This window comes from Mycolicibacterium sp. 624, assembly GCF_040548615.1.
GTDB lineage: Bacteria > Actinomycetota > Actinomycetes > Mycobacteriales > Mycobacteriaceae > Mycobacterium.
Map to the genome: position 1 here is coordinate 87,942 of NZ_JBEPRZ010000008.1, position 20,949 is coordinate 108,890.

Sequence of the window (20,949 nt, forward strand, 5' to 3'; positions counted from 1 at the left end):
CCTACAATTCGCCCACGTGGCCCGGACGGCGGTCGCCCAGCGATGTGTGCAGCGCGCTGAGGAGTTGGCGCAGAAGACTGTTGAGTTGCTCGACCTCGTCAGCGGGAAACCCGTCGAGCAAGGCGAGTTCTCGCTCCAGCACGGCGTCCACGAGTCGTTCAACGGTGGCGTGCCCGAGGTCGGTGAGTTCGACATCGACGCGACGTGATCCCTCGCCCTGGGCTGAGCGCGTCACCAAACCCTGTCGTTCGGCTCGATCAACGCGCTGCGTGATGGCACCGGCAGTGATGAGTGCAGCGTCGGCGAGTTCTCGAGTGGTGAGTCGATACGGCGGCCCGCTACGGCGCAGCGTGGACAGCAGGTCCAACGTCGCCGCGTCGGCGCCAGCCTCACGCAGGAGTCGGGCCCGGTCATCGCCCAGGAGTTTGGCGGCATGCCATAGGCGGGTGACGATTCCAATCGAGTCGACTGGGGTCTGCGGGCGCTCACGCAGCCATGCCAGCGCGATCGCGTCCACCGAGTCCTCAGGATCCAGCTCCATCGCAGACCTCTCAGATCAGGGTGTACGTTTAGGTCTAAACCATATCTCAGGAGGAGAGCTCATGCAGAAGACGGTCGTAGTGACGGGCGGCGGGACGGGTATCGGAAGGGCTATCGCGGCCCGCTTCGCCGGTGACGGTGCGCGCGTGATCATCACCGGCCGCCGCGGTGCTGTCCTGGATCAGGCGGTCGCCGAGATCGACGGGGACGTCTCGGCGCATAGTTTCGACGCCTCACGACCCGCTGACGTCGAGGCGTTCGCCCGTGAGCTGGGTGAGATCGATGTGCTGGTCAACAACGCCGGTGGGAACACTGATTTCGACCTCGCGGCGCCCTCCGGGCTCGACGACGTGGCCGTCGCGTGGCGGTCGAACTTCGAGTCCAACGTGATGTCGGCCGTCCTGACGACCACCGCACTGTTGCCGGCAATGCGCCACGGCGGCGCGATCATCACGATCGGCTCGATCGCCGCAGACAAGGGTGCCGGCTCCTACGGGGCAGCCAAGGCCGCGATCGCCTCGTGGAACGTCGATCTGGCACGCACGGTCGGCCCGACCGGAATCACCGCCAACGTCGTCTCACCGGGTTACATCGCTGACACCGAGTTCTTCCGCGACGTCCTCACCGACGACAGGAAAGTGGCGCTCATCGACGCCACCATGACCAAGCGGGCGGGCATCCCTGACGACATCGCCAACACGGTCGCCTTCCTGGCCTCACCCCAGGCACGGCAGATCACCGGGCAGGTCTTCGCTGTCAACGGCGGCGAGTGGACCTCGCGATAATCAGCTCTCGGGGCCGAGCAGCAGATCCGCGTCGAAGCATGTGTGCGCACCGGTGTGGCAGGCAGCACCGATCTGATCGACCTCGAGCAGCACCGTGTCACCGTCGCAGTCCAGGCGCACCGAGTGCACGTACTGCGTGTGGCCGGAAGTCTCACCCTTCACCCAGTACTGACCGCGCGAGCGCGAGTAGTACGTGCCCTTGCGGGTCTCGAGTGTGCGGGCCAGCGCCTCGTCGTCCATCCACGCCATCATGAGCACCTGCCCGGTGGAGCGTTCCTGCGCGACGGCGGCGAACAGGCCGTTGGCGTCGCGTTTGAGCCGCGCCGCGATCGCCGGATCCAGGCTCATCTCACTCCCCCATCCATCCTGAGCGATTTCGGCGCGGTTTGGAGCGCTCACCGCTCCTCAGCGCGCCGAAATCGCGGGCGGTGAGAGTCATCGGACCACGATCCCGTCCTCGGCCATCGCCGCCTTGACCTGACCGATCGTCAGCTCGCCGAAGTGAAACACGCTGGCGGCCAACACCGCATCGGCGCCGGCGTCAACGGCCGGGGCGAAGTGCTCGACCGCGCCCGCCCCGCCGCTGGCGATCACGGGCACCGTCACCGCTGCCCTGACCGCACGCAGCATGTCGAGGTCGAAACCCGCCTTGGTCCCGTCAGCGTCCATGGAGTTGAGCAGGATCTCGCCGACGCCGAGCTCAGCTCCCCGCCTGGCCCATTCGACCGCGTCGAGGCCAGTGCCGCGACGTCCACCGTGTGTCGTGACCTCCCAGCCCGACGGTGTCGGCTCCGCGCCGTCTGGCACCGTGCGCGCATCGACGGACAGCACTATGCACTGCGAGCCGAAGTGTCGCGACAGCTCGGCGAGCAGTTCGGGGCGCGCGATGGCCGCGGTGTTGACTGACACCTTGTCCGCGCCCGCGCGCAGTAGAACGTCGACGTCGGCGACCGACCGCACGCCCCCGCCGACTGTGAGCGGGATGAAGACCTGTTCGGCGGTGCGACGGACCACGTCCAGCATGGTGGTCCGGCCCGACGAGGACGCGGTGACATCGAGGAACGTCAGTTCGTCGGCGCCCTCGGCGTCATAGACTGCGGCGAGTTCGACGGGATCGCCTGCATCACGCAGGTTCTCGAAGTTGACACCCTTGACCACCCGACCGTCGTCGACGTCCAGGCACGGGATGACGCGCACAGCCAGGCCCTCGTGGTGGTTCACAGGTAGTCCTCCGGGGCGCCCGCCGATGCCACGATCTCGAGCATGCGCTCGTGGACACCCGGAGCCGCGGCTAGCGCCGATTTCGATTCCGGCGTCCACGGTTCGCCGGCCAGGTCGGTGACGATGCCCCCGGCGGCGCGCACCAGCGCCACACCGGCGGCGTGATCCCAGATGTGGTACCCGAAACTGATGGCCGCAGCCAGCACACCGGACGCAACGTAGGCCAGGTCGACACCGGTCGCGCCGTGCATGCGCACCCGCGAGCACTCCCGGCTCAGGTTCCCCAGCACCTCAACGCGGTAGCGGCCGGGGAAACGGCCGCGGGAGTCGATGTTGAAGGTCTGGATGCCGACGATGGAATCGGCGAGGGGGCTGGGGACCAGCGCGGGCAGCGGTTTCCCGTTGTCTCGCAGCGGTCCACCGATCGTCGCGGTGTAGCGGTTACCCGTGAACGGAAGCCAGGTCAGGCCCGCCACTGGCTTTCCCCGCGAGAGCAGGCCCAGCAGGATGGCGGCCATCGGTGACCCGGCGGCATAGTTGAAGGTGCCATCGATGGGGTCGAGCACCCACACCATGTCCGAGTCGATGGGCGCGCCGCCGAACTCCTCGCCATGGACGCCGATACCCGTCGCGGACTCCAACGCCTCCACCACCTGGCGTTCGATCGCCAGGTCCACCTCAGTGGCGAAATCGTTGCCCTGCTTACGGACTGCGGACTGTGCGCGATGCCCGGCGAGAAACGGCTTGGCCGCCTCGTCGAGGATCGCCGTCGCCGCGACGACCAACGCGTCGAGGTCAGGTTCGTCGAGCGCCATGGTGATCGCCTACCGACTTACCGCGGACAGCGCCTGCGGCAATGTGAACCGACCGGCGTACAGCGCCTTGCCGACGATGGCGCCCTCAACACCACGGTCGGTGAGGGTGGCGATCGCCTCCAGATCCTCGATGCTCGACACTCCACCGGAGGCGATGACGGGCACGCCGGTGCGCTCTGCGACACCCGCCAGCAGTTCCAGGTTGGGCCCGTTGAGGGTGCCGTCCTTGGTCACGTCGGTGACGACGAAACGCGAGCACCCCTCGCGGTCAAGGCGTTCCAGCACCTCCCACAGGTCTCCGCCGTCGGTCTCCCAGCCACGTCCGCGAAGCCGGTAGCCGCCCTCGGGCGCTGCGGGGTCGAGCTTGACGTCGAGGCCGACGGCGACCTTCTCGCCGTGTTCGGCGATGACCCGAGCGCACCACTGCGGATTCTCGAGTGCGGCCGTGCCGAGGTTGATCCTGGCGCAGCCGGTGGCCAGCGCCGCGTCCAGCGACTCGTCGTCGCGGATGCCACCGGAGAGTTCCACGGCGACATCGAGCTTGCCGATCACGTCGGCGAGAAGTTCGCGGTTCGACCCGCGACCGAAGGCGGCGTCGAGGTCGACGAGGTGGATCCATTCGGCCCCGTCGCGCTGCCAGCCAAGGGCGGCGTCGAGCGCGGAGCCGTAGTCGGTCTCGCTACCGGCCTGCCCCTGGACGAGGCGGACGGCCTTTCCGTCCACGACGTCGACGGCGGGCAGCAGAATGAGTGGAGTCTTTACAGGCACGTCAGATCACCCTAGTTCCTTGAGCCAATTGGTCAGCAGGGCCGCTCCGGCATCACCGCTCTTCTCCGGATGGAACTGCGTGGCCCAAAGCGGGCCGTCCTCCACCGCGGCCAGGAACGGCACGTGGTGCGTCGCCCAGGTCAGCTTGGCCGTCGGGTCGCCCTCCCAGGCCTGCGCGGCGTAGGAGTGCACGAAGTAGAACCTGGTCGCGGGGTCGATTCCGGCGAACAGTCGGGTCGTCTCGGGCGGCTCCACCACATTCCACCCCATGTGCGGAACCACCGGCGCGTCCAGGCGCACGACCGATCCGGGCCACCGACCGCAGCCCACCGACTCGACGCCGAACTCGACGCCACGGGCGAACAGGATCTGCATCCCCACGCACACACCGAGCACGGGCCGGTCGTTGGCCAGGCGGTCGGCGATGATGTCGTCTCCCCCGACCGCGCGCAGCCCGGTCATGCACGCCTCGTACGCGCCGACGCCGGGCACCACGAGGCCGTCGGCTGCCGCCGCGGCGGCCGGATCGGCCGTGACCTCGACGTCGGCACCGACCCGCTCAAGGGCGCGCTGGGCCGAGCGGAGGTTGCCCGACCCGTAGTCCAGCACCACCACAGATCTCTTGGTCACAGACTGCCCTTGGTGGACGGCACACCCGAGACCCGCGGATCGAACTCGACGGCCTGGCGCAGCGCGCGGGCGACCGCCTTGTACTGGGCCTCGGTGATGTGGTGCGGATCCCGGCCGTACAGCGTGCGGACGTGCAGTGCGATCCGCGCGTTCATCGCAAGCGTCTCGAAGACGTGGCGGTTGATGACGGTGTGGTAGGGCACCGAGCTGCCGGCAATCGTGTTGTGCAGCATGTGATCCGGCTCGCCGGTGTGGACGCAGTACGGCCGCCCGGAGACGTCGACGGCAGCGTGCGCGAGCGTCTCGTCCATCGGGATGAAGGCATCGCCGAATCGACGAATGCCCTTCTTGTCCCCCAGCGCCTGCCCCAGCGCCTGGCCGAGCACGATGGCGGTGTCCTCGATGGTGTGGTGCCCCTCGATGTCGATATCCCCGACGGCCCGCACCGTCAGGTCGAAGCTCGCGTGGCTGCCCAGCGACGTCAACATGTGGTCGTAGAACGGCACACCGGTGCTGATGTCGGTCTGTCCGGTGCCGTCGAGTTCGAGCTCGACGACGATGTCGGATTCCCTGGTCTTGCGTTCGACACGGGCGTGACGGGTCACGATGCTCCTCGGAGGTTCGCGGGGACACTCGGAATCGGCCGAGTGAGTTCGGTTTCGGCCAGGGGCGCACTGGTCTCGAGCAGCACGTCGTTCTCGTCAGCCAGACCTGTGGTGGCACGCAGGAACCCGGGGATGCCGACGTCTCGGATGAGCACGCCGGCGTCCAGGTAGCGCTGCCACGTCGCGGCGGCGTCGGCGAACTCGCCGAACAGCACGAAGTTCGCGTCACTGGGAATGACCCGGAATCCCATGCGCGTCAACGCCTCCGACACGCGGTTGCGCTCGGCGATGAGGGTGGCGACGCTCCCCAGCGTGTCGTCGGCGTGTCGCAGTGCCGCGCGTGCGGCGGCCTGCGTGACCGAGGACAGGTGGTAGGGCAACCGCACCAGCAGCAGCGCGTCGATGACTGCGGGGTCGGCGACCAGGTAGCCGAGGCGACCGCCCGCGAACGCGAACGCCTTGCTCATCGTGCGCGTGACGATGAGCTTCGCCGGGTAGTCGGCCAGCAGGTGCACAGCACTGGGCTGCGACGAGAACTCGCCGTACGCCTCGTCGACAATCACCACGCCCGGCGCGACATCGAGCAGCCGGCGAAGCTCCTCGAGTGACACGCTCTGCCCGGACGGGTTGTTCGGGCTGGCCAGGAACACGACATCGGGGCGGCGGTCGGCGATCGCCGAAACGGCGGCCTCGACGTCGAGGCCGAAGTCCTCGGCGCGGCTGGTCTCCAGCCACTCGGTCTGCGTGCCGTCGGAGATGATCGGATGCATCGAGTAGGACGGCACGAACCCGATGGCACCGCGGCCGGGCCCCCCGAAGGCCTGCAGCAGCTGCTGCAGGATCTCATTGGAACCGTTTGCCGCCCAGACGTTGTCGGTGACCACCGGTACGCCGATCTGCGCCGTCAGGTACGCCGCGAGGTCGGCACGTAACAGGACGGCGTCGCGGTCCGGGTAGCGGTGCAGCTCGGCGGCGGCATCGCGCACCGAGGCGGCGACGTCCTCGATGAGCGCCTGCGTCGGCGGGTGCGGGTTCTCGTTCGTGTTGAGCCGGACGGGCACCGCCAGCTGTGGCGCACCGTATGGCGACTTGCCGCGCAGATTGTCCCGCAACGGCAGATCGTCGAGTGTGATCCTCTTCCCGCTCACCGCTCGAACCTCCGCCGGACGGCCTCACCGTGCGCAGGCAGGTTCTCGGCCTTGGCCAGCGTGATGACGGGTCCGGACACGTCCTTCAGCGCAGCCTCGGTGTAGTCCACGACGTGGATGCCGCGCAGGAAGGTCTGTACCGATAGCCCGCTGGAGTGCCGGGCGCAGCCGGCAGTCGGCAGCACGTGGTTCGATCCGGCGCAGTAGTCGCCGAGGCTGACCGGCGACCATGGGCCGACGAATATCGCACCGGCAGAACGGATCCGACCGGCAACAGCAGACGCGTCGACGGTCTGAATCTCGAGGTGCTCGGCGGCGTACGCGTTGACCGTCGCGATCCCGGCGTCGAGGTCGTCGACGAGGACGATGGCCGACTGCTTGCCGGACAGTGCGGCGGTGACGCGTTCGCGGTGTGTCGTCGTCGCCACCTGCGCGGCCACCTCGCGGTCGGTGGCGTCGGCGAGTGCGGTGCTCGTCGTGACGAGCACCGATGCCGCCATCTCGTCGTGCTCGGCCTGGCTGATGAGATCGGCGGCGACGTGCACGGGATCGGCTGTGTGGTCGGCGAGGATCGCGATCTCGGTGGGCCCCGCCTCAGCGTCGATGCCCACCTGCGAGCGACAGATCCGCTTCGCCGCGGTGACGTAGATGTTGCCGGGTCCGGTGATCATGTCGACGGGCGCGAGTTCTGTGCCATTTCCCGGCGCTCCGCTTGCCCCAGCGCCGTCGGTGTCGGTGCCACCGTAAGCCAGCAGCGCGACAGCCTGCGCACCGCCGACGGCCCACACCTCCTCGACCCCGAGCAGTGCGGCGGCGGCCAGGATCGTCGGGTGTGGGATGCCCCCGAACTCGGCCTGCGGCGGGCTGGCGATCACCAGGGAGTCCACCCCGGCGGTCTGCGCGGGCACGACGTTCATGATGACGCTCGACGGGTACACGGCGTTGCCGCCCGGCACGTAGAGCCCCACCCGCTCGACGGGCACCCAGCGTTCGGTGACCGTGGCACCAGGGGCCAGCGTCGTCGTGGTGTCAGTGCGCCGCTGATCGGCGTGCACGGCACGGGTGCGATCGATCGCGACCTCCAGCGCGGCGCGGACCTCGGGGTCGAGATCGGCCAGCGCGGCGGTGAGTCGGGCGGCAGGGACACGCACGGTGTCGGGGCGCACACCGTCGAATCGCTCGCCGTACTCCAGGGCCGCCTCGGCACCCCGGTCGACGATCGCGTCGACGATCGGACGCACCGTCGGGACCACCGCGTCGACGTCGACGCCACCGCGCGGCAGCACGGCGCGCAGACCTGCGGTCGACAGGTGCTGGCCCCGCAGATCGATACGGGACATGAGCACAGCCGGGTCGGGCACGTTAACCTCCACGTTTGGCCTCCACGATGGCTATTGTCCCAGAGCAGTACAAATCGAATACGGGAGCCGCCATGTCCACCTCATCGTCACGACAGGACCACCCGAACAACGCACCAGGCGTGCCGATGCTGATTCCGGTGTGGCTGGAACGTGCGCAGATCAAGTACTTGAACCCGCTGCTCCGGCCGTTGTCGAAGCGCATGCCCGGAGTCGCGGTGATCAAGCACCGCGGCCGAACGTCGGGCACGGACTACGAGACCATTGTCACCGCCTACCGAAAGGGCAGCGTGCTGGCGATCGGGTTGGTCCACGGCAAGACCAACTGGGTCAAGAACGTGCTCGCGGCGGGCGAGGCCGACATCCATGTCGGGCGCAAGGACCTGCATCTGGTGAACCCCCGCGTGCTTCCAGCGGGCACGGTGGACCCCACGTTGCCCCGGATGGCGCAGATGCTGGCGAAGCGTCAGGGCACGTTCGTCGCCGACATCGCATGACAACCGATACTCGGTTGAGCCGGCCGGTCACCAGCTGAGACACTCTCGGACATGGCATGGGAGATCTGGCTGGCGTTCATCGGTGCGGCCGTCCTGATAGCGGTCTCCCCCGGTGCCGGCGCGATCCAGTCGATGGCGACCGGGCTGACCCACGGTGTCCGACGCGGCTACTGGAGCATCCTGGGCCTCGAAATCGGGCTGATGCTGCAGCTGCTGCTCGTCGCCCTGGGTCTCGGCGCGCTGGTCACCAGCTCGATCGTGGCGTTCAACGTCGTCAAGTGGATCGGCGTCGCCTACCTCATCTACCTCGCCGTCCGGCAATGGCGGACGGCGACGCGCGACCTCCGCGAGCAGGTCGGGGCGGCCACGGAAGGCGGCCGGGCCGCGCTGGTGCTGCGGGGCTTCCTGGTCAACGCGACCAACCCGAAGGGGCTGGTGTTCTTCCTCGCGGTTCTGCCGCAGTTTGTGGTGCCCACCGCGCCGTTAGTGCCGCAGTACCTGGCGATCGGCGTGACCATGGTCGCCGTCGACGTGGTCGTGATGGGCCTCTACACCGGGCTGGCCGTGCGCCTGCTGCACTGGCTGCACACCCCGCGCCAGCAGACCATCGTCAACCGGGTGTTCTCCGGATTGTTCGCCACCGCCGCGGTGGTGTTGTCGCTGGTGCGCCGCGGCGCGACGGCATAGACGCGACTGAATAGATCGGTACTCAGGAGCCTCCTGCCGTCTCCAACGCACGTTTGATGATCGGGGCGGCCTCGTTCATGGCTGAGCTCAACGGTTGCGCGGCCTCATCCGGCAGCACATCGCGCGACCAGTGCATCCGGCAGCGCCCCAGGCCGTCGGGCACGACCTGCATCACCGCGTTGTCGTGCTCGGGCGCAGTGTCGCCGATCAACGAGTAGACGATGCGGCGCGCCTTGTCATCGCGGGTGACGAGGCGCTCACGCGCTACGAAGCCATCGGCGAACGTGACGACGCGAACGTCATCGGCGGCCCGTGACGACACGACATAACCCGGCGCCATCCGCGCGGGGCCGTCCGCCCAGTCCCCGATCACCTGCCACACGTGCGCCGCGTCGGCGGCGATGTCGAATTCGATGCGAATGGATGCCATGTCCCCAGTGTCGTCAGGGACAGCACCGGTGTCTTGAACATCCTTGCGGCCATCCGCACGGGAGATGTCACACCCCCCGGCTAGCGTCCAGGGTGTGTTGACTGCGGTGACGCTCGCGGCCCGGCCCGAGTTCAGCGTCTCCCAATGGACCTGCCGGGCTCACGGACCGGGTTGGTCGGAGCCCGAGTGTCCGGTCGGCGCGCGGCTGGTGCTGGTCCGGTCGGGCCACTTCCAGCGCCGCGGGGCCAAGGGTTCGATCGATCTCGACTCGACAGTCGGGTATCTGGGGGAACCCGGTGAAACCGAGGAGTTCGCGCATCCGCATGGCGGCGATACCTGCACATCGGTGCAACTCAGCCCACAGAGCTGGGAGCAGCTCGCGGGTGAGCCGGGCCGGGTGAGACGCGCGGCGGTGTACGTGGATGCGCGGCTCGAGCTGGCGCATCGGCGTCTGCTGGTCACCGGCCGGAACGACACCGACTACCGGCTTGCCGAGGATCTGGTGCGGCTGGTCGCCTCGGTGCTGCGTGCCGCGACGGATCGCCCGATCCCGGCCAACGACACGCCATCGCCGGCGGACCGGCGATTGGTCGAGCGGGCGCGCGCCGCCATCCACGACGCGCATCCATGCGCAGACGGTCTGTTCCCGCTGGCCGCGCTGCTCGGGGCGTCGCCGTACCGGGTGAGCCGGGCGTTCACCGCAGAGCTGGGTGTCTCGGTGACGCGCTATCGCAATCGGGTCCGCGTCGGTCACGCCCTCGATCGCTTGGAGCGCGGCGAGTCAACGCTGGCCGAGATCGCCGCCGGACTCGGTTTCGCCGACCAGGCGCATTTCGGCAGGACTCTTCGTCAGCACACCGGGCACACGCCGACCGAAGTCAGACGCGAGTTGCAAAGAGCCGCAACCGACTAAACGTCCAACCCCACGTCGAGGACGCGCACCGAGTGAGTGAGCGCGCCGACAGCGAGGTAGTCGACACCGGTACCCGCGTACTCAGCCGCCGATTCCAGTGAGAGACCGCCCGAGGACTCCAGTTTGGTTCCCGGCGCCCGCGAGTCGCGCCGTTGCACGGCGATCTGCGTCTGCCACACCGGGAAGTTGTCCAAAAGGACGAGTTGCACGTCCTCACCGAGGATCTCGTCGAGCTGCTCGAGTGAGTCGACCTCCACCTCGCACGGCAGGTCGGGTGCGGCGTGCCGCACCGCCTTGAGCGCGGCGACGACACCACCCGCGGCGGCGACGTGGTTGTCCTTGATGAGCGCGGCATCGCCAAGGCCCATGCGGTGATTCGCCCCGCCGCCGACACGCACCGCGTACTTCTGCAGCACGCGCAGGCCCGGCATCGTCTTTCGGGTGTCACGGATCACGGCGCGGGTGCCCTCGACGGCGTCCACCCAGTGCGACGTCGCGGTGGCTATCCCGCTGAGGTGGCACACCAGGTTGAGCATCGTGCGCTCTGCGGTCAGAAGGCCTTGCGTCGATGCCTCGAGACGTAGCAGGGCGCCACCGGCCTCCAGGCGTGTCCCATCCTCGACCCGTTCGATCAAGCGGTAGGAGTCGCGGCCGAGTACCTCGTCGAGGACCATCAGCGCGATGTCGACACCGGCGGCTACACCGGGTTCACGCGTGACCATCGCCGCGACGGTGGTCGCGTCTGCGGGCACGGTTGCCAGCGTCGTCACGTCGGGCCCATAGCGCAGGTCTTCCGAGAGCGCGCGTTCGATCGCCGAAACAGCCTCGGCGCGTTCGGTGTCCGAGATTCTCATCAGCAACCCACCTCCACGGGATGTGCCACGGTGACGCGACCCGAGACCCAGCGCACGGTGGTGCTGACGGCGCCCGCCGGATCGTTTCCGGGGTGGTCCGACCGGTGATGGCAACCGCGCGATTCCGCGCGATCCGCCGCGGCGACGGCGACGGCCTGTGCGGTGACGGTGAGCGCGGCGTCCTCGAACGACGCGCGGTCGCGCAACGATCGATCTGTTGCCGAGTCGAGCACGGCGGTCAGCTCCCGCAGTCCTGCGGCGTCGCGCTCGACCGACGCGTGCCGGCTCATGGCGTGTTGGAGTTCGTTACGGGGCAATGTGATCCGATCTCGCGATTCGATCTGCGCCAGGCGGCCGGTTGCGGCCGTGGCGGAATGCTCGGCTGCCTCGCGTCCGGCGCGACCGCCCACCACGAGTCCCTCGAGCAGGCTGTTGGACGCCAACCGGTTGGCTCCATGCATGCCGGTGCGCGCCACCTCGCCTGCGGCGAACAGCCCGGCGACTTCGGTGCGGCCGTGCACGTCGGTGACGACGCCACCGCAGCTGTAGTGGGCACCCGGCACCACCGGGATCAGCTGCGCAGTGGGGTCGATTCCCGCGGCCTGGCATGCCGCGGTGACCGTGGGGAACCGCCGCGCGAGATCGTCGATCCCGCGGGCGTCGAGATAGACGCACGGATCGCCGGTCTCGATGAGGCGCGCGTTGATGGCCGCGGCCACCACATCGCGGGGGGCCAGATCGCGCATCGGGTGAACCCCTTCGGTGATCGACGCGCCGCGGGCGTCGACGAGCACCGCACCCTCACCGCGCAGCGCTTCGGTGATCAGGGGACGTCGTCCCGCGGCGTGACCGTCGAACAGCATCGTGGGGTGGAACTGAATGAACTCGAGGTCACCGACCGCGACACCGGCCCACAGCGCCAGCGCAATGCCGTCGCCGGTGGACCCCTCGGGGTTGGTGGTCGCCGAGTACAGATGACCGAGACCACCGGTGGCAAGGATCACCGATGGCGCGTGGATGACACCCACCCCGTCGGCGTTGTGCACCAGCACACCGGTCACGGCGCCATCGTCGTGGAGTACCTGCAGCGCCACGTGATTGCGCCGGATGTCGAGCATTGCCGCGGCCCGGTCAAGGGCGCGCTGCACCTCGGCGCCGGTCGCGTCACCACCCGCATGAATGATCCTGCGCAGCGAGTGACCACCCTCCCGGGTGAGCGCCCACTGGCCCGGCACCGTTTCGTCGAATCGTGCCCCGGCACTGACCAGTTCGGAGACCGCCGCGAAGCCGTCGGACACTATGGAGGTCACCGAGGCTGGATCGCACAGCCCTGCCCCCGCAGCCAGCGTGTCGGCGACGTGGGCCTCGACGGAGTCATCGGTGCGGGGTATCACGACGGCGATTCCGCCCTGGGCGTAGAACGTGGCGGTCTCACCGGCCTTGCTCAGCACCACCACCCTGCGACCGCGCCGGTGCGCCGCCAAAGCGGCGGCGAGCCCGGCCACGCCGGTGCCGATGACGACGACGTCGGCGCGCTGCTGCCAGGCGATCTGCCCGTCACCACCGCACGCGAAGAGGCTCATTCCCCGCCGCCGGGCTGCCCGATCTCAATCATGCGCTGCACGCTGGCGCGAGCCAGCCGGGCGGTCTCCATGTCGACGTGAACTTCGTCGGCACCCTCGGCCACGCAGCGAAGCAGCGCCGCGGGCGTGATCATCTTCATGTATCCGCAGGAGGCCCGGTCGTTGACGGCCAGGAACTCGACATCGGGTGCGGCACGGCGCAACTGGTGCAGCATGCCGACCTCGGTCGCGACCAGGACCTGCTTGGCGTGGGTCTCGCGCGCCGCGTCGAGCATTCCGCCGGTGGACAGGATCTTCACCCTGTCCTCGGGGACCGCTCCCTCACCTGCGAGGTAGAGAGCCGATGTGGCGCAACCGCATTCGGGGTGCACAAACAACTCGGCATCGGGGTGCGAGCGAGCCTGATCGGCGAGTTCATCACCATTGATACCGGCATGGACGTGGCATTCTCCCGCCCACACGTGCAGATTCTTGCGGCCCGTGACGCGCCTGACGTGAGCCCCGAGGAACTGGTCGGGGCAGAACAGCACCTCACGGTCCTCGGGTATGGAGGCCACCACCTCGACGGCGTTGGACGACGTGCAGCAGATGTCGGTGAGCGCCTTCACCGCGGCGGTGGTGTTGACGTACGAGACGACGACGGCGTCGGGGTACTCGTCCTTCCACGCCCGCAGGTCCTCTGCCGTGATCGAGTCGGCCAGCGAGCAACCGGCCCGCTGGTCGGGAATCAGCACCGTCTTGTCCGGGCTGAGGATCTTGGCGGTCTCGGCCATGAAGTGCACGCCGCAGAAGACGATGGTCTCCTCCGATGCCTCAGCCGCAATACGAGACAGGGCAAGGGAGTCGCCGACGTGATCGGCCACATCCTGGATCGCAGGCAGTTGATAGTTGTGCGCCAGCAGCGTCGCATTGCGCAGCTTGGCGAGCCTTCGCACCTCGGCGGCCCACTCCTGATCGGGCTCCACGCCGCCGTATCCGGCGGGGCCGTTGGTGATCTGGGCGGTCCATCCACCCTGCGACGCAGTCATGCGGTCCAGCACCGTCACGGCCGTCTCCTTTGATCTCGGAGGTTTTCGACTTATGATCGAAAACATGCTTGATACTAGCACTGCCCACGAAGTGCTTGCCGTCGTCTTCCAGGTTCGCCAGCTGGACACGCGAAAGCCGCAGCTCAGCGTCCTGTTGTGGGAAAGAGCCATGGAACCGGAGCGTGGCGCCTGGTCGCTGCCGGGCGGGCAGCTGCGACACGACGAGGACATGGTGAGTTCGGTTCGGCGTCAACTCGCCGAGAAGGTGGACCTGCGTCAGGTGACCCACCTCGAGCAGCTCGCGGTGTTCTCCGACCCGCACCGCGTGCCGGGCGTACGCACCATCGCGTCGACGTTCCTGGGCCTGGTGCCGTCCCCCGCCACACCCGAACTACCGCCCGACACTCGTTGGCACTCGGTGGACGCCCTGCCCCCCATGGCGTTCGACCACCGCACGATGATCACCAACGCCCATACCCGCCTGGTCGCCAAACTCTCGTACACGAACATCGGATTTGCCTTGGCTCCAAAGGAATTCGTGGTTTCCACCCTGCGGGATGTCTACAGCGCGGCGCTCGGCTACCAGGTTGACGCCACCAACCTGCAACGCGTGCTGGTCCGCCGCGGTGTCATCACGCCGACAGGAACCACAGCCCGTTCGGGCCGCAGCGGTGGGCGTCCCGCGGCGCTCTACCGCTTCACCGAGTCGCAGTACCGCGTGACCGATGAGTTCGCCGCACTGCGCCCGCCGACGTAGAGGCAGCGCCCCGAGAACGACCAATGTATTGGATTTTAAGAGACCACTAAGAGAAGATGTCCCGATGGATATCGGCAGCGCGGCCCAGTCGACCGGTGATGCCGAGTGGATCGGCACCGCACCCCACGAGGACCTGCAGTCGCAACCGGGCCGTCCGATACTTCCGTCAGACGACCCGTTCTACACACCACCCGCAGGCTTCGAACATGCCCACCCCGGCACCGTGCTGCGATCGCGTGACGTCGAACTCGCGTTCCTCGGCCGGATACCCCAGCCCATCAGCGCGACCCAACTGCTCTACCGCAGCACCGACCTCAACGGAGCGCCGCAGGCGGCCGTCACCACGGTCGTGGCGCCAGCCGAGCGCACGCCCGAGCGGCCGTGCCCCATCGTGTCCTACCAGTGCGCGATCGACGCCGTCGCATCGCGCTGCTTCCCGTCCTATGCGCTACGACGAGGCGCGAAGGCCGTCGGCGCCGTGGCCCAGTTCGAGTTCCTCCTGGTCGCCGCCGCACTGGCCGAGGGCTGGGCGGTGTCGATCCCCGATCACGAGGGCACCCGCGGCAGCTGGGGCGCACCCTATGAGCCCGGCTATCACGTGCTCGACGGTTTGCGCGCGGCGCTGAGCTACGCACCGGCCAAACTGTCCGCCGAGGCGCCCGTCGGGCTCTGGGGGTACTCCGGCGGAGGTCTCGCGACCGCATGGGCAGCCGAGGTGCTGGACGAGTACGCGCCCGAACTCAACGTCGTCGGCGCCGTCCTCGGATCCCCCGTCGGCGATCTGGGTCAAACCTTCCGCCGCCTCAATGGCACGGTCTTCTCCGGGCTCCCGGCGCTCGTCGTCGCGGCGTTGTCGCACGTCTATCCAGACCTTGACCGCATCATCGCCGAGCACGCCACGCCCGAGGGCAAGGTGATGCTCGAGAGCATCGAGTCGATGACGACTGCGGGCGCGGTGCTGCGGCTCATCCGCAAGGACATGGACGACATGGTCGACTGGCCACTCGAGCGCATCCTGGCCACACCCGAGGTGCGGCACGTTTTCGACAGCATCAAGCTGGGCACGCGGGCCCCGAGCATTCCGGTGCTGATCGTGCAGGCCGTGCACGACGAGTTGATCTCGGTGGCCTGTATCGACGAACTCGCCGATGCGTACATCGCAGGCGGCACCGATGTCACCTACCACCGCGACATGTTCAGCGAGCACCTGCTGCTACATCCGATGTCCGCGCCGATGACCTTGCGCTGGCTGCGCGACCGGTTCGCTGGACGTCCGTCGTCGGCACATCGACTGCGGACGAAGTGGCCGACGCTGCTCAATCCGTCGACCTACCGGGGCATGCTCCGGCTGGGGTTGATCAGCGCGAAGGTGATGACGGGTCAACGGGTGGAACGTCGGCCTCTGTCGGCACTGGATCAGTGACCTGCACCTGATCGGTGGCCGGAGCGTACGGGTACCGCAGGACAATGGGCTCGGCCGGCGGCCATGCACCGAGGTCATCGCGCGGGGTCGCCAGCGTGCACAGCGCGTAGACCAACGCCGCGATTCCCGCAGGGAACACTATGGTCGCCGCGATCTGCAGTGGCGAGTGCCCGAAGAACACCGAGCCCGCCTCGACCGCGTAGTGCACGCGATGCTCCGGGGACACGGGCGCCGACGCGACGTCGACGACGCCGTACCGCAGCCGCGCCAAACCCGCCCCGACCCCGGCCGCCAAGCCGGCCGCCAACATTGATCCGACGGCGAGGGCGCCTGCCATCAGTGGCCCGCGATGGGCTCGCCACCGCCACACCAGGACGGCCGCGATCACGGCGACGACGGTGAGGAATCCCGGCACCAGGAACGCCGCGAGGAACAGGTGGTCGGCCTCGTTGCCCACGTAGCCGCGAACCCGTTCGCCGCCTCGGGTGAGTCCGACGACCACGCCGATCGGCGGCGCGAGCCAGGCCCACAGTGCGCCGACGAGAACGCCTGCCCCCGCCAGTGAGGCGACCACCATGAGCGCGGCGCGACGGTGTGAGACACGGGGCGGCTCAACCGGTTCCGGTCGTGCCACGGTGTCCTCGGTCACCTGACTCATCGCCGTTCCTCGAAATCGATGGAGTCCAGTTCGCCATGCCGGGAGCACCTGGCCGACCAACCGTCGGGACGCACCTGCACGATCATCCGGCGCCCGCACTCCGCGCAGAACCGGGGCGGTTCGAGCCCGAGCCGCGCCGCGGTGGAAACGGCTTGGGCACCGGGCGAGCCCTCGGGTTCGCCGGTGTAGACGTTGAACTTCTGCGACATCGCTGGCTGCTGGCGGCTAGATGGTGGCGTTGAGCGCCTTGATCGGCATCTGCAGATCGTTGAGCAGCTCCAGGTCCGACTCGGCGGGACGGCCGAGGGTGGTCAGGTAGTTGCCGACGATGACTGCGTTGATGCCGCCGAGGATGCCCTGTTTGGCGCCCAGGTCACCGAGCGTGATCTCGCGGCCGCCTGCGAAGCGGAGCATCGTGCGCGGCAGGGCCAACCGGAACGCGGCCACGGCCTTGAGCGCCTCGGCGGCGGGCAGCACCTCGAGATCGCCGAACGGCGTGCCCGGGCGCGGGTTGAGGAAGTTCAACGGCACCTCGTGCGGATCGAGCTTCGCGAGGTTAGCCGCGAACTCCGCGCGCTGCTCCAGCGTCTCGCCCATGCCGAGGATGCCGCCACAGCAGACCTCCATGCCCGCCTCGCGGACCATCTCGAGGGTGCCCCAGCGCTCCTCCCAGGTGTGGGTGGTGACGACGTTGGGGAAGTACGACTCGGCGGTCTCGAGGTTGTGGTTGTAGCGGTGCACGCCCATCGCGGCGAGGCGGTCCACCTGCTCCTGGGTCAGCATGCCCAGCGAGCACGCGATCTGAATGTCGACCTCGTTGCGGATGGCCTCGATACCAGCGGCGACCTGAGCCAGCAGTCGTTCGTCGGGCCCGCGGACGGCGGCGACGATGCAGAACTCGGTGGCACCGGACTTCGCGGTCTGCTTGGCGGCCTCCACCAGGCTGGGAATGTCGAGCCAGGCGCTGCGCACGGGAGACGCGAAGAGTCCCGACTGCGAGCAGAAGTGGCAGTCCTCGGGGCAGCCGCCGGTCTTGAGGCTGATGATGCCCTCGACCTCGACCTCGGGACCGCACCACTTCATCCGGACGTCGTGGGCCAGCGCGAGCAGCTCCTCGAGACGGTCGTCGGGGAGCTGCAGGATTGCCAGCACCTGCCCCTGATCGAGACCCTCACCGCGCTCGAGCACCTGTTCGCGAGCCAGGGCCAACACGTCCCCGTCTGCCGAATCCACCGAAACCTCTGTGGCCGTCTGCGTCACCGGCACTCCTCCCGAACATCGAACTTGAACGGTGTTTAGGATACAGGGGTGCAGCTGCACCGAAGCGACGTGGTCACCAAGGCCGCTCATATCCTCGACGAGTTCGGCATCGCCGATCTGACCATGCGCCGGCTGGCGCGCGAGCTCAGCGTCACACCCGGCGCCCTGTACTGGCACTTCGCCGACAAGCAGGAACTTCTGGGCGCCGTCGCCGATCGCATTCTCGAACCGGCGGTGCCCGATGTGGCCGCGCTGCCATGGGCCCAGCGGATCTCGACGATCGGCGCTGCCCTGCGCGAGGCACTGCTGTCCTCCACCGACGGCGCGGAACTGGTGTCGGCGACATTCGCCTCGGGCCGCTCGGCGGCGCTGGCCCGCATCCTGGATCTCCTGGCCGCCGCGGCATCCGACGCGGGGTTCGAGACCACCAACGCCGCGCTCGCCGCACGCACGATCGTGTACTACGTCCTCGGCTTCACCGTCGACGAACAGTCCCGGCTGCAGTGGGACGCCGCGGGCGCACTGCCCGACGGCCAGTCGGTCCTCACGTCGAATCCCAACGGCCGCTTCGCCTTCGGCATGCGACTGCTGGTCGACGGCATGTCCGCCCAGCACACGGTCTCACCCGATGACGGCGCCTCACCCGATGAGGGTGTCGACACGGGCGTCACCGTCCCAACGGCGTAGCGCCGCGAAGGTGCCGTCGAGGTCGTCGACGCCGATCACCTCGAGCGCGGCAGGCAGATCGCGTGCCGACAGACGCCTGCAGAGCGTGACGTGCGCGGTCCAGTGGCCGGGCTGCGAGTGCGCGAACGGGCCAGGCGTCTGATGGGGCGCGCTGACGACGGCAACCCCAGCGTGCAGGTCCAGCAGCGCCGCCGACGGCACGATGAGGCGCACAAGCGTCAATGTCGCCCGTCCGAAAACCATGGCCGCCCCGATCCGGCAGCTCAGCGGCAACCGGTGTGCCAGCTCGGTCAGCTCAGCGTCGACCGCAGGATCGATGTGATTGGACACGGCCAGCGTGACGTGCGGCCGGTTGGTCGGTGAGCGGTGCCGACCCTGGCTCGGCAGGCCCGCCTGCGCCAGTGCCGCCCAGTCCCGCCGAACCGCCGCCTCGGTCGCCTCGTCGAAGAGCAGCTCGATGGAGTGCGCCACGTCAGGCCAGACCGCGGACCCAGGACGTCTCGAAGGCCGCGGTGCTCATCTCGGCGAACGCTGCGGGTGACAGTGCACCGGCACTCGATGGCAGCGCCGCGCGCACGGGCGCGATCAGGGCCAGCGCGTGCAGGTTGGTCTCCTCGGCCACCGTCGGGCTCGCGGGATAGGCACCGACCACGACCCCGGCACACGGAATGTCCCGTGCCGCCAGGGCTTCGGTGGTCAGCGCGGTGTGGTTGAGGGTGCCAAGTCCCGGGGCCGCGACCACCAGAACCGAGGCACGAAGATCCGCGGCGACATCGCGCAGCGTCACACCGTCCGTGCCGATCTCCACCAGCAGGCCTCCCGCACCCTCGACGATCACCAGTCTGCCGGGCCGATCGGCCGAAGCAGCCAACTCCCCCAACTCGGATCGCGTGGGCAGCGCCATGCCGGCTCGCTGCGCCGCGGCAACCGGCGCCAGCGGTTCCGGATAGCGCCACCCCGACACCAGATCGACGACGCCCGACAGCCGCGCCACCTCGCCCAGGTCATCATCGCCGTCGGCCGCACCGGTTTGCACGGGTTTGCACACCGCCACGTCGAGACCGGCGAGTCGCGCGTGGCAGGCCAACGCCGCGGTCGTGATGGTCTTTCCCACGCCGGTATCGGTGCCGGTGACGACGACGACGCTCATCGGCGCGCCGAGGCGAGGACCTCGGCGAGCACGCTGCGCGCCAATGCCATCTCGCGGTCATCGAGTGAGGCCCGCGCTGTCAGCCGCAGGCGCGATGTCCCCGCGGGCACCGTCGGCGGGCGGAAGCACCCGACGCGGACACCTCGGTCCAGGCAGGCGGTCGCCGCCCCCAGCGCCACCTCGGGCTCGCCGAGAATCACCGAAACGACCGCCGACCCCGGTGTCTCGGGAACACCGCAGACCTCGGCGAGCGTCGCCGCGTGCGCGAGAACGGCATCCGCGCGCCAGGGTTCGGCGATCAGGATCTCCAGGGCGGCCCATGCCGCACCCACCGCGGCCGGGGCCAGACCGGTGTCGAAGATGAACGGTCGCGCGGCGTCAATCAGGTGCTCCCGCACGGCAATCGGGCCGAGCACCACACCGCCCTGGCTGCCGAGCGCCTTGGACAGCGTCGTCGTCATCACGATGTCGGGGGCTCCCGCCAGACCGACCTCGTGCAAAAGCCCGCGCCCGCCGGTGCCACGCACCCCGAGTCCGTGCGCCTCGTCGACGATCAGCAGTGCACCGTGCTTGCGGCAGACGTCGTGCATCGCGCGCAACGGGGCCATCGCCCCGTCGGCGCTGAACACCGAGTCCGTCAGCACGACGGCGCGCTTCTCGGTGCGCTCGGCCAGGGCCGCGTCGATGGCGTCGACATCGCGGTGCGGCGTCACGAGCACCCGCGAACGCGACAGCCGGCACGCGTCCACCAGCGACGCGTGCGTGAAGGCATCGGACACCACCAGCGCGCCGGGACCAGACAGCGCCACGACGGCACCGAGGTTCGCGGTGTACCCCGATGAGAAGACCAGGGCCGATTCAGCGCCGACGAAGTCGGCCAGCGCCGCCTCGAAACCCTCGTGCAGCTCGGTGTTGCCGGTGACCAGACGCGATCCGGTCGCGCCAGCACCCCAGGTGCGCAGCGCCCGAACCGCGCCGTCTATGACGCCGGGGTGCGTGGACAGGCCCAGGTAGTCGTTGGACGCCAGGTCCAGTTCGTCGCCTATTGGGGGCCGAGTTCGCAGTGCGCGGCGCAGTCCAGCGGCCCGGCGCTCCTGCTCCACCTCGGCAAGCCAGGCCAGCGGGGAGAGGTCCACTTGCGGCATCCGGTGC

The 20,949-nt window shown here is 68.8% G+C and carries 26 protein-coding genes; 7 read left to right on the forward strand and 19 right to left on the reverse strand.

Going from position 1 to position 20,949, the window contains the following annotated elements; translation table 11 throughout:
• Position 1: 1 nt before the first annotated feature.
• Positions 2–541: a MarR family winged helix-turn-helix transcriptional regulator gene (locus ABIA65_RS27125; RefSeq protein ID WP_354525487.1), complete on the reverse strand. Its 540-nt coding sequence runs from the start codon at positions 539–541 to the stop codon at positions 2–4.
• Positions 542–602: 61 nt separating this feature from the next.
• Between ABIA65_RS27125 and ABIA65_RS27130 the strand changes: the two genes are divergently transcribed.
• A complete protein-coding gene (locus ABIA65_RS27130) occupies positions 603–1,325 on the forward strand; it encodes an SDR family NAD(P)-dependent oxidoreductase (RefSeq protein WP_354525488.1) in 723 nt (240 codons plus the stop codon).
• Here the strand turns inward: ABIA65_RS27130 and hisI are convergent, their stop codons facing one another.
• The 8 genes from hisI to hisD form a co-directional block, all read right to left on the reverse strand.
• Complete coding sequence (gene hisI, locus ABIA65_RS27135) at positions 1,326–1,673, reverse strand: phosphoribosyl-AMP cyclohydrolase (protein WP_241404917.1); 348 nt, start codon at positions 1,671–1,673, stop codon at positions 1,326–1,328. It abuts the gene before it with no gap.
• An 87-nt stretch (positions 1,674–1,760) separates the two neighbouring features.
• The gene (hisF, locus tag ABIA65_RS27140) at positions 1,761–2,546 is read right to left on the reverse strand and encodes an imidazole glycerol phosphate synthase subunit HisF (RefSeq protein ID WP_241404916.1); all 786 of its coding nucleotides are present in this window, start codon (positions 2,544–2,546) and stop codon (positions 1,761–1,763) included.
• Positions 2,543–3,361: an inositol monophosphatase family protein gene (locus ABIA65_RS27145; protein ID WP_241404915.1), complete on the reverse strand. Its 819-nt coding sequence runs from the start codon at positions 3,359–3,361 to the stop codon at positions 2,543–2,545. Before ABIA65_RS27145 ends, hisF begins: the two co-directional genes overlap by 4 nt.
• 9 nt (positions 3,362–3,370) lie before the next feature.
• On the reverse strand, positions 3,371–4,129 hold the full coding sequence (gene priA, locus ABIA65_RS27150) for a bifunctional 1-(5-phosphoribosyl)-5-((5-phosphoribosylamino)methylideneamino)imidazole-4-carboxamide isomerase/phosphoribosylanthranilate isomerase PriA (RefSeq protein ID WP_241404914.1): 759 nt from the start codon (positions 4,127–4,129) through the stop codon (positions 3,371–3,373).
• A 6-nt stretch (positions 4,130–4,135) separates the two neighbouring features.
• A complete protein-coding gene (gene hisH / locus ABIA65_RS27155) occupies positions 4,136–4,759 on the reverse strand; it encodes an imidazole glycerol phosphate synthase subunit HisH (protein ID WP_241404913.1) in 624 nt (207 codons plus the stop codon).
• Complete coding sequence (gene hisB, locus ABIA65_RS27160; RefSeq protein ID WP_354525489.1) at positions 4,756–5,364, reverse strand: imidazoleglycerol-phosphate dehydratase HisB; 609 nt, start codon at positions 5,362–5,364, stop codon at positions 4,756–4,758. The genes hisH and hisB overlap by 4 nt, the downstream gene beginning before the upstream one ends.
• Positions 5,361–6,512: a histidinol-phosphate transaminase gene (locus tag ABIA65_RS27165; protein WP_354525490.1), complete on the reverse strand. Its 1,152-nt coding sequence runs from the start codon at positions 6,510–6,512 to the stop codon at positions 5,361–5,363. Before ABIA65_RS27165 ends, hisB begins: the two co-directional genes overlap by 4 nt.
• On the reverse strand, positions 6,509–7,852 hold the full coding sequence (gene hisD, locus ABIA65_RS27170) for a histidinol dehydrogenase (protein ID WP_354525645.1): 1,344 nt from the start codon (positions 7,850–7,852) through the stop codon (positions 6,509–6,511). The genes ABIA65_RS27165 and hisD overlap by 4 nt, the downstream gene beginning before the upstream one ends.
• 92 nt (positions 7,853–7,944) lie before the next feature.
• On the opposite strand from hisD, the gene ABIA65_RS27175 reads away from it, so the two are divergent.
• On the forward strand, positions 7,945–8,367 hold the full coding sequence (locus ABIA65_RS27175) for a nitroreductase family deazaflavin-dependent oxidoreductase (RefSeq protein ID WP_354525491.1): 423 nt from the start codon (positions 7,945–7,947) through the stop codon (positions 8,365–8,367).
• A gap of 51 nt (positions 8,368–8,418) precedes the next feature.
• Positions 8,419–9,054 carry a LysE family transporter gene (locus ABIA65_RS27180; RefSeq protein ID WP_354525492.1) on the forward strand — a complete coding sequence of 212 codons (636 nt, stop codon included), beginning with the start codon at positions 8,419–8,421 and terminating at the stop codon, positions 9,052–9,054.
• A gap of 22 nt (positions 9,055–9,076) precedes the next feature.
• Here ABIA65_RS27180 and ABIA65_RS27185 read toward each other — a convergent pair whose 3' ends face one another.
• Positions 9,077–9,484 (reverse strand): SRPBCC family protein, encoded by a 408-nt coding sequence (locus tag ABIA65_RS27185; RefSeq protein WP_354525493.1) that lies wholly within the window; start codon positions 9,482–9,484, stop codon positions 9,077–9,079.
• Positions 9,485–9,578: 94 nt separating this feature from the next.
• On the opposite strand from ABIA65_RS27185, the gene ABIA65_RS27190 reads away from it, so the two are divergent.
• Positions 9,579–10,397 (forward strand): AraC family transcriptional regulator, encoded by an 819-nt coding sequence (locus tag ABIA65_RS27190; protein ID WP_354525494.1) that lies wholly within the window; start codon positions 9,579–9,581, stop codon positions 10,395–10,397.
• On the opposite strand, the gene nadC is transcribed toward ABIA65_RS27190, so the two are convergent.
• The 3 genes from nadC to nadA are packed head-to-tail and all read right to left on the reverse strand — an operon-like array spanning position 10,394 to position 13,862.
• On the reverse strand, positions 10,394–11,251 hold the full coding sequence (gene nadC / locus ABIA65_RS27195; RefSeq protein WP_354525495.1) for a carboxylating nicotinate-nucleotide diphosphorylase: 858 nt from the start codon (positions 11,249–11,251) through the stop codon (positions 10,394–10,396). The genes ABIA65_RS27190 and nadC overlap by 4 nt on opposite strands.
• Positions 11,251–12,834, reverse strand: coding sequence for an L-aspartate oxidase (locus ABIA65_RS27200; protein WP_354525496.1), 1,584 nt, complete (start codon positions 12,832–12,834; stop codon positions 11,251–11,253). The genes nadC and ABIA65_RS27200 overlap by 1 nt, the downstream gene beginning before the upstream one ends.
• Positions 12,831–13,862 (reverse strand): quinolinate synthase NadA, encoded by a 1,032-nt coding sequence (gene nadA, locus ABIA65_RS27205; protein ID WP_241405619.1) that lies wholly within the window; start codon positions 13,860–13,862, stop codon positions 12,831–12,833. Before nadA ends, ABIA65_RS27200 begins: the two co-directional genes overlap by 4 nt.
• 64 nt (positions 13,863–13,926) lie before the next feature.
• On the opposite strand from nadA, the gene ABIA65_RS27210 reads away from it, so the two are divergent.
• Positions 13,927–14,619 carry an NUDIX hydrolase gene (locus ABIA65_RS27210; protein WP_241404905.1) on the forward strand — a complete coding sequence of 231 codons (693 nt, stop codon included), beginning with the start codon at positions 13,927–13,929 and terminating at the stop codon, positions 14,617–14,619.
• A 64-nt stretch (positions 14,620–14,683) separates the two neighbouring features.
• Positions 14,684–16,042: a lipase family protein gene (locus tag ABIA65_RS27215; protein WP_241404904.1), complete on the forward strand. Its 1,359-nt coding sequence runs from the start codon at positions 14,684–14,686 to the stop codon at positions 16,040–16,042.
• Here the strand turns inward: ABIA65_RS27215 and ABIA65_RS27220 are convergent.
• From ABIA65_RS27220 to bioB, 3 genes are read right to left on the reverse strand one after another with little or no spacing between them, the layout of a single operon-like run.
• The gene (locus ABIA65_RS27220) at positions 15,978–16,700 is read right to left on the reverse strand and encodes a DUF2567 domain-containing protein (protein WP_354525497.1); all 723 of its coding nucleotides are present in this window, start codon (positions 16,698–16,700) and stop codon (positions 15,978–15,980) included. The genes ABIA65_RS27215 and ABIA65_RS27220 overlap by 65 nt on opposite strands.
• Complete coding sequence (gene bsaP / locus ABIA65_RS27225) at positions 16,697–16,909, reverse strand: biotin synthase auxiliary protein BsaP (RefSeq protein WP_354525498.1); 213 nt, start codon at positions 16,907–16,909, stop codon at positions 16,697–16,699. The genes ABIA65_RS27220 and bsaP overlap by 4 nt, the downstream gene beginning before the upstream one ends.
• Before the next feature lie 16 nt (positions 16,910–16,925).
• Positions 16,926–17,933 carry a biotin synthase BioB gene (gene bioB / locus ABIA65_RS27230; RefSeq protein ID WP_241405618.1) on the reverse strand — a complete coding sequence of 336 codons (1,008 nt, stop codon included), beginning with the start codon at positions 17,931–17,933 and terminating at the stop codon, positions 16,926–16,928.
• A gap of 75 nt (positions 17,934–18,008) precedes the next feature.
• On the opposite strand from bioB, the gene ABIA65_RS27235 reads away from it, so the two are divergent.
• Positions 18,009–18,647, forward strand: a complete 639-nt coding sequence (locus ABIA65_RS27235; RefSeq protein ID WP_354525499.1) for a TetR family transcriptional regulator — start codon at positions 18,009–18,011, stop codon at positions 18,645–18,647.
• On the opposite strand, the gene ABIA65_RS27240 is transcribed toward ABIA65_RS27235, so the two are convergent.
• From ABIA65_RS27240 to ABIA65_RS27250, 3 genes are read right to left on the reverse strand one after another with little or no spacing between them, the layout of a single operon-like run.
• Positions 18,600–19,118, reverse strand: coding sequence for a 2'-5' RNA ligase family protein (locus tag ABIA65_RS27240; protein WP_354525500.1), 519 nt, complete (start codon positions 19,116–19,118; stop codon positions 18,600–18,602). The genes ABIA65_RS27235 and ABIA65_RS27240 overlap by 48 nt on opposite strands.
• Position 19,119: 1 nt before the next feature.
• Entirely contained in the window at positions 19,120–19,797 is a 678-nt protein-coding gene (gene bioD / locus ABIA65_RS27245) for a dethiobiotin synthase (protein WP_354525501.1), read from the reverse strand.
• Positions 19,794–20,942 (reverse strand): 8-amino-7-oxononanoate synthase, encoded by a 1,149-nt coding sequence (locus tag ABIA65_RS27250; RefSeq protein ID WP_354525502.1) that lies wholly within the window; start codon positions 20,940–20,942, stop codon positions 19,794–19,796. The genes bioD and ABIA65_RS27250 overlap by 4 nt, the downstream gene beginning before the upstream one ends.
• Positions 20,943–20,949 lie beyond the last annotated feature (7 nt).

Excerpts from the sequence above, each read along its gene's own strand:
- nadC (WP_354525495.1), bottom strand. The coding sequence starts at position 11,251 with ATGAGAATCTCGGACACCGAACGCGCCGAGGCTGTTTCGGCGATCGAA.
- ABIA65_RS27210 (WP_241404905.1), top strand. The coding sequence starts at position 13,927 with ATGCTTGATACTAGCACTGCCCACGAAGTGCTTGCCGTCGTCTTCCAG.
- ABIA65_RS27215 (WP_241404904.1), top strand. The coding sequence starts at position 14,684 with ATGGATATCGGCAGCGCGGCCCAGTCGACCGGTGATGCCGAGTGGATC.
- ABIA65_RS27250 (WP_354525502.1), bottom strand. The coding sequence starts at position 20,942 with ATGCCGCAAGTGGACCTCTCCCCGCTGGCCTGGCTTGCCGAGGTGGAG.
- ABIA65_RS27185 (WP_354525493.1), bottom strand. The coding sequence starts at position 9,484 with ATGGCATCCATTCGCATCGAATTCGACATCGCCGCCGACGCGGCGCAC.
- ABIA65_RS27130 (WP_354525488.1), top strand. The coding sequence starts at position 603 with ATGCAGAAGACGGTCGTAGTGACGGGCGGCGGGACGGGTATCGGAAGG.
- ABIA65_RS27145 (WP_241404915.1), bottom strand. The coding sequence starts at position 3,361 with ATGGCGCTCGACGAACCTGACCTCGACGCGTTGGTCGTCGCGGCGACG.
- ABIA65_RS27200 (WP_354525496.1), bottom strand. The coding sequence starts at position 12,834 with ATGAGCCTCTTCGCGTGCGGTGGTGACGGGCAGATCGCCTGGCAGCAG.
- nadA (WP_241405619.1), bottom strand. The coding sequence starts at position 13,862 with ATGACTGCGTCGCAGGGTGGATGGACCGCCCAGATCACCAACGGCCCC.
- ABIA65_RS27175 (WP_354525491.1), top strand. The coding sequence starts at position 7,945 with ATGTCCACCTCATCGTCACGACAGGACCACCCGAACAACGCACCAGGC.
- bioD (WP_354525501.1), bottom strand. The coding sequence starts at position 19,797 with ATGAGCGTCGTCGTCGTCACCGGCACCGATACCGGCGTGGGAAAGACC.
- hisD (WP_354525645.1), bottom strand. The coding sequence starts at position 7,852 with ATGTCCCGTATCGATCTGCGGGGCCAGCACCTGTCGACCGCAGGTCTG.
- hisI (WP_241404917.1), bottom strand. The coding sequence starts at position 1,673 with ATGAGCCTGGATCCGGCGATCGCGGCGCGGCTCAAACGCGACGCCAAC.
- ABIA65_RS27125 (WP_354525487.1), bottom strand. The coding sequence starts at position 541 with ATGGAGCTGGATCCTGAGGACTCGGTGGACGCGATCGCGCTGGCATGG.
- bsaP (WP_354525498.1), bottom strand. The coding sequence starts at position 16,909 with ATGTCGCAGAAGTTCAACGTCTACACCGGCGAACCCGAGGGCTCGCCC.
- ABIA65_RS27180 (WP_354525492.1), top strand. The coding sequence starts at position 8,419 with ATGGCATGGGAGATCTGGCTGGCGTTCATCGGTGCGGCCGTCCTGATA.
- ABIA65_RS27220 (WP_354525497.1), bottom strand. The coding sequence starts at position 16,700 with ATGAGTCAGGTGACCGAGGACACCGTGGCACGACCGGAACCGGTTGAG.